The following is a 5,042-nucleotide window of genomic DNA, read 5'->3' on the forward strand; positions in this document are numbered from 1 at the left end:
GATTATGGACGTGGCGAGGTACGTCAATACATTCGCGACAACGCCTTGATGTGGCTCGAAGACTATCACGTCGATGGGTTGCGATACGACATGACACTGTACATGCGGCACGTTCGCGGTAACGGTGACCCCGGCTGTGATTTACCCGACGGTTGGAATCTGGCCCAGTGGATCAATAGCGAGATCCGAGAGCAGTTCCCCGGGCGGATCACGATCGCGGAAGATTTACAAAACAACGAATGGCTGACAAAAGACGTGGGCGCCGGTGGCGCGGGATTTGGCACGCAATGGGATGCCGCGTTTGTTCACCCCATACGTGCGGCGGTCAGCGTTTGTAGTGACGAGCAGCGGAACATGTGGTCAGTGCGAAACGCGATTTGCCAATGCTACAACGGCGATGCGTTTCACCGTGTGATTTACAGTGAGTCGCATGATGAAGTGGCAAACGGCAAGTCGAGGGTGCCGTCCGAGATCGATCCCGCAGAAACTCGCAGTTGGTACGCAAAAAAACGAGCCACACTGGCTACTGCGCTCGTCTTCACGTCGCCCGGCATTCCGATGCTATTTCAAGGTCAGGAATTTTTGCAGCATGGATGGTTTCAGGATACCGATCCCCTTGATTGGAACTTGCGTGAAATCCACGATGGGATCGTCGACCTGCATTGCGATTTGATCTCGCTGCGTTTAAATCGACGCGGCACCACACGTGGATTGTGTGGGCACGGCGTCCAAGTCCATCACGTGAACGATCAGCAGAAAGTGGTCGCATTTCATCGCTGGGACCGAGGAGGACCGCAAGACGAAGTCATCGTCGTCGCCAATTTCTCATCGCAGGCTCATCTCGGTTATCGCATCGGGTTCCCCCATTCAGGACGCTGGACGCTAAGATTTAACAGCGACTGGGACGGCTACAGCCCGGATTTCAGTAATTTCCCCAGCCAAGATGTCGAAGCTCATGTCGGGGCTTACGATCACTATCTGAATCATGGAGATCTCGCGATCGCCCCCTACTCCGTCTTGATTTACTCGCAGGATTGATGGGGTGATTGTGGTTATTCCCGCGAAAATGCTTTCCAGGAAAACTCGAGGTCGAAAAACGGGAACGAACATTTTTGATTTGAATGTAGCGGTCGGCCGCAGCGGACCCGCGTCGTGTTACTGATCTATCAGTGGTTCACCCGTTGCTTCACTCACGTTGAATCTTTCATTCATTTGGCGCTTGGGTTGAACTGATCGGGCATGCAGCTTTCTTGCGAGTCCGTAGGTCATTGGGCGACCAACATGTCACCGATCGCCTCATGCATTGCACAATCAACACGGAAGTTGGTCAGTCGCTATCGATATCAATTCATTGATTTGGCACATGTTGTGCCATCGACCGTTCCAGCGATCACAAGTCACACGTATTACGAGTCACACGTATTACGAGTCACACGTATTAGAAGGTACCGAATGTCCTTCGCAACTGGTCGAGCAGATATCTAATCCATCGTGCTGTTACCGCGACGTGCTTTCCGATCACCTTCATGCTGCGATGCTAGTGATAATTTGGATCGTCGTGCTCGCCACCCGTTTACTAGCTGTCTTGACAAGCTGGATTGTGGGAGTCGTGCGCCCCCCCTATTCACGCTGTGCGTGATCCTTCGTCTCGAAAGTAGCAATCTTGCCCGCTCGTTCTGCGATCAGCTTGGCCGCGAACGGATCAACATGGGGTCCGCGTTAAGTGAACTTCCCGGTCGTCATCTTGCTGCCCCTTCCTGGCGACGGCTTGAACACTGCTCGGCTGAAACGAGTGCTCTCATTTTGCTCTGGGAGGTCCCAGGAAACCGGGGGGCAATCGTCTGCGGGCCGAAACCGCCTCCTCACTGCTAACTTCCTCGATGCTCTCGTCATTGATTTCGCTGACTTAACTAAACGAGGGCATGAGATTTGCGTTTATGAACAGCCGTTCCCTTTTTGGGGACAGTGTGTTCTTGAAACGGTGTGCTCAGCACGCTTGGTTCTAGGGTTAGTAACAGCTCCATCACACTCTGTGCATAGAACCTTTCGCAACGTTCCTATGTTCAGGAGTGAACGTCTTCACCGACCCCATTCCTGGCGAGGAGCTGCGACTGCGACTTAGGGAGCCGCGCATTCTAAGACACGCATCATAATCTCAACCGAGACGGAAGGCAGGGATGGGAATTCAAAATGCAGATCCGATCTCCCGATGGCTGCCGCCACTGGCGATTGCCGTACTGGCCACGATCGCGGTCGCTGGACTGTACCTGGGCCAGGTGATCTTTATCCCATTGGCACTGGGAATCATCTTAAGTTTTCTCTTGCAACCGATTGTCCGGATGCTTGAGCGTGGCGGGCTACAACGCGTACCTGCGGTGGTGACCGTTGTGCTGCTAGTCTCGATAGTGCTCGCTGGAATCGGCTGGAGCGTAGGGGGACAGTTGCGGGATCTCGCTCACGAACTGCGTGCGAATCAAACTTATATCAGTAATCTAGAAAGCAAAATTTTCGATCTGCGGCGTTTGTTGGGCAGCGGGGCGATGGCCGACCTGCAAGCTACCTTGGAGCGGGTTGGCACGCGGTTGGAAGAGGTAGAAGGAGACGCTCAAAACAAGACCAAGGTGAACGAGACCAAGGTACTCGTCCAAGCGGAGTCGCAGTCGCAGTGGGCTTACATGATGGCCACCATCGGTCCGCTGATGGGTCCGCTGGGGACGACCGCACTCGTGGTTGTACTGGTCATTTTCATGCTGATCAGCCGCGAGGATCTGCGGAACCGTTTGATTGGGATGTTCGGACATGGTCAGTTGTCAGTCACTACGCGGGCTCTGGACGACGCGGGGCGACGGATTGGCCGGTATCTGATGATGCAGTTTCTGATCAACGCTAGTTACGGACTGGCCCTTGGACTGGTGCTGTTCGTCGTGGGTGTCCCCTTTGCGCTGTTATGGGGATTGATGGCGGCGCTGCTGCGATATATCCCGTACGTCGGGCCCTGGATGGGTGCGATCTTCCCAATCGTGACGAGCTTGGTCGCGTTTGAAGGTTGGACGCAACCATTGTTAGTGATTGCCTTTATCGTCGCGTTGGAACTCATCAGCAACATGGTAATTGAGCCACTGCTGTTTGGACACAGCGTCGGTATCTCCGCAGTCGGGCTGATCTTGACCGCCGCATTCTGGACGCTTCTATGGGGACCGATCGGCCTTGTAATGGCCACTCCGCTGACAGTTTGCCTCGTGGTTCTTGGTCAGCATGTGCCTCGATTCCGGATCTTCGTGGTGCTGCTCGGGGATGAACCTGTCCTGCCGCCTCACGTCCGTTTTTATCAGCGATTGCTGGCTCGTGATCAATTAGAAGCAAGGGAATTGGCACACGAACAGTCAGGGGACACGCTCGAATTTCAACACATCTGCGATCAAATTCTGATGCCGGCCATCGTGCGAGCCCGCAAGGATCGCTACCGGGAGCAGATTTCGGTTGAGGATGAAGCCTTTGTGTTGCAGGCCACACATGACATCCTTGCGGATCGCGATAGGTCATCACCGCAGTTAGACGGCGGATTTCTGCACCGCCAAAGTTCGCCGCTGGCGACAGATCGCAACGATGCCGCCGTGGGCGACCGGAATGGTTCTGCGGGCCCGACGGTCGCGGAAAACGGGGCGTGTTCGCCAGAAGCGACAACCAAGAAGCCGACACTACGAATTCTCGGCTGCGCGGCGCATCACAAGTCCGAGGAACTTGCGGTGGAGATGCTTGCACAAGCACTCGGTCCCGAGGGGTATTACGTCCATTCACTGACGACCAAGGCACTTCCGAGCGAGGTCGTCGATCTGGTGCAGCAGCAGCACTGGGACGCCGTCTTCCTAGCGGTGATCCCACCGAGCGGAATGCCACAGGCCAGTTACCTTTGCCGGCGGCTGCGAAAGACGTTTCCCGACTTGAAAATCATCGTCGGTTATTGGGGTAATAAAAAGCGATTTGACGAGGTGCTTGTCAAGATGCGATCGCGAGGTGCGAGTTACCTGACGACTTCGATCGGTCAGACGCACAAGCAAATTGCGGATCTCGCACTACTGAACCGCAGCAACAGTCCCTCTCGCCTAGTAAGGAGTGGTCATGCCACGGATTCTAATGATTGAAGACAATGAGATGAATCGAGATATGCTCTCGAGACGACTACAGCGACGTGGCTTTGATGTCGTGTTAGCGGTAAACGGAGCCGAAGGGATCCGCATGGCGCAGACCGAGTCGCCCGATCTCATCCTGATGGATCTCAATATGCCCGACGTCGATGGTTGGGAGGCGGCTCGGTTGCTGAAGCAATCACCCGACACGAAACATCTGCCCATCATCGCGCTGACTGCGCATGAAGCCCCCGGAAACCGCGAGCGTCTGATTGCCACGGGGTGCGCCGAATATCACACAAAGCCGGTGCAACTGCCGCTGTTGGTATCCCAGATCGAAACGATTCTCAAAAAACTGCGAAGCGACGTCCCATGACGCCCCACGACAACGCGCAGCCCGCGACGCCGAATACCGAAATCTCAAAAGGTTCGCAGAACCTTGAACAGCTATCCGCTTGCGCGCTTCCATTTTCGCCCGCTGCTATTCCAGAAAATGAATCGGATCGGCTCGCTGCGCTTCGTCGCTACCAGATCCTGGACACGCTGCCTGAGAAGGAGTTCGACGATCTGACATCGCTCGCGGCCCAGCTTTTCCAGACTCCCATCGCTCTGGTCAGTCTGGTGGACGAGAAGCGGCAATGGTTTAAATCCACGGTCGGGCTTGACGCAAGCGAAACGCCACGTGAATTGGCATTCTGTGGCCATGCTCTGCTGCAGGACGACGTCCTGGTGGTTCCGGATGCCCATCTGGATGTCCGCTTTGCGAACAACCCGCTGGTCGTCGGCGAGCCGCACGTTCGCTTTTACGCGGGCGCTCCGCTGGTGACACCGGACGGCTTCGCGTTGGGAACCCTGTGTGTCATCGATACTCAGCCCCGGACGCCCGATGACGCGCAGATCACCGCCTTGAAGCGA

General features: G+C 55.5%; 4 protein-coding genes. All 4 read left to right on the forward strand.

Annotated elements, in window-relative coordinates:
• Positions 1-1,038 (forward strand): alpha amylase C-terminal domain-containing protein (locus ABX962_RS29815; protein ID WP_372724996.1); only part of this gene is annotated, 1,038 nt, incomplete at its 5' end.
• Between the two features lie 1,139 nt (positions 1,039-2,177).
• Positions 2,178-4,142 carry an AI-2E family transporter gene (locus tag ABX962_RS29820; RefSeq protein WP_372724998.1) on the forward strand — a complete coding sequence of 655 codons (1,965 nt, stop codon included), beginning with the start codon at positions 2,178-2,180 and terminating at the stop codon, positions 4,140-4,142.
• Positions 4,120-4,503 carry a response regulator gene (locus tag ABX962_RS29825; protein ID WP_345685874.1) on the forward strand — a complete coding sequence of 128 codons (384 nt, stop codon included), beginning with the start codon at positions 4,120-4,122 and terminating at the stop codon, positions 4,501-4,503. Before ABX962_RS29820 ends, ABX962_RS29825 begins: the two co-directional genes overlap by 23 nt.
• On the forward strand, positions 4,500-5,042 hold a 543-nt coding region (locus ABX962_RS29830), incomplete at its 3' end, for a GAF domain-containing protein (RefSeq protein ID WP_372725000.1). The genes ABX962_RS29825 and ABX962_RS29830, both read left to right, overlap by 4 nt.

Origin of the sequence: Novipirellula sp. (genome assembly GCF_041583735.1) — a bacterium.
Classification (GTDB): domain Bacteria; phylum Planctomycetota; class Planctomycetia; order Pirellulales; family Pirellulaceae; genus Novipirellula.

What these genes read in the sequence shown, in the direction of transcription:
- ABX962_RS29820 (WP_372724998.1), top strand. Translation starts at nt 2,178, where the DNA reads ATGGGAATTCAAAATGCAGATCCGATCTCCCGATGGCTGCCGCCACTG.
- ABX962_RS29825 (WP_345685874.1), top strand. Translation starts at nt 4,120, where the DNA reads ATGCCACGGATTCTAATGATTGAAGACAATGAGATGAATCGAGATATG.